This is a genomic window from Janthinobacterium rivuli (genome assembly GCF_009208735.1).
In the GTDB taxonomy this organism is placed as follows: Bacteria; Pseudomonadota; Gammaproteobacteria; order Burkholderiales; family Burkholderiaceae_D; genus Janthinobacterium.
The window spans coordinates 1-1,378 of sequence record NZ_WFLJ01000045.1; the positions used below are offsets into that span (position 1 = coordinate 1).

Annotated in this window: 1 rRNA gene; it reads left to right on the top strand. The window is 51.3% G+C overall.

What is annotated here, in order from left to right:
* A 23S ribosomal RNA gene (locus GCN78_RS29510) occupies positions 1-1,350 on the top strand; the annotation flags it as partial.
* Positions 1,351-1,378 lie beyond the last annotated feature (28 nt).

The following is a 1,378-nucleotide window of genomic DNA, read 5'->3' on the forward strand; positions in this document are numbered from 1 at the left end:
CACGAAGCAATCGGAAGTGGTTCCAAGAAAAGCCTCTAAGCTTCAGTCATACGAGACCGTACCGCAAACCGACACAGGTGGGCGAGATGAGTATTCTAAGGCGCTTGAGAGAACTCGGGAGAAGGAACTCGGCAAATTGGTACCGTAACTTCGGGAAAAGGTACGCCCCGGTAGCTTGATTGGTTTACTCCATGAGGGTGAAAGGGTTGCAATAAACTGGTGGCTGCGACTGTTTAATAAAAACACAGCACTCTGCAAACACGAAAGTGGACGTATAGGGTGTGACGCCTGCCCGGTGCTGGAAGATTAAATGATGGGGTGCAAGCTCTTGATTGAAGTCCCAGTAAACGGCGGCCGTAACTATAACGGTCCTAAGGTAGCGAAATTCCTTGTCGGGTAAGTTCCGACCTGCACGAATGGCGTAACGATGGCCACACTGTCTCCTCCCGAGACTCAGCGAAGTTGAAATGTTTGTGATGATGCAATCTACCCGCGGCTAGACGGAAAGACCCCATGAACCTTTACTGTAGCTTTGCATTGGACTTTGAACCAATCTGTGTAGGATAGGTGGGAGGCTTTGAAGCGGGGACGCTAGTTCTCGTGGAGCCAACCTTGAAATACCACCCTGGTTTGTTTGAGGTTCTAACCTTGGTCCGTTATCCGGATCGGGGACAGTGCATGGTAGGCAGTTTGACTGGGGCGGTCTCCTCCTAAAGTGTAACGGAGGAGTTCGAAGGTACGCTAGATACGGTCGGACATCGTGTTGATAGTGCAATGGCATAAGCGTGCTTAACTGCGAGACTGACAAGTCGAGCAGGTACGAAAGTAGGACATAGTGATCCGGTGGTTCTGTATGGAAGGGCCATCGCTCAACGGATAAAAGGTACTCTGGGGATAACAGGCTGATTCCTCCCAAGAGTTCATATCGACGGGGGAGTTTGGCACCTCGATGTCGGCTCATCACATCCTGGGGCTGTAGCCGGTCCCAAGGGTATGGCTGTTCGCCATTTAAAGTGGTACGTGAGCTGGGTTTAAAACGTCGTGAGACAGTTTGGTCCCTATCTGCCGTGGGCGTTGGAAATTTGAAGGGGGCTGCTCCTAGTACGAGAGGACCGGAGTGGACGAACCTCTGGTGTACCGGTTGTCACGCCAGTGGCATTGCCGGGTAGCTAAGTTCGGAAGAGATAACCGCTGAAAGCATCTAAGCGGGAAACTTGCCTTGAGATGAGATTTCCCAGAGCCTTGAGCTCTTTGAAGGGTCGTTCGAGACCAGGACGTTGATAGGCTGGGTGTGGAAGTGCAGTAATGCATTAAGCTAACCAGTACTAATTGCCCGTACGGCTTGTCCCTATAACCTTAGCAGGTACAGAGGATAAGA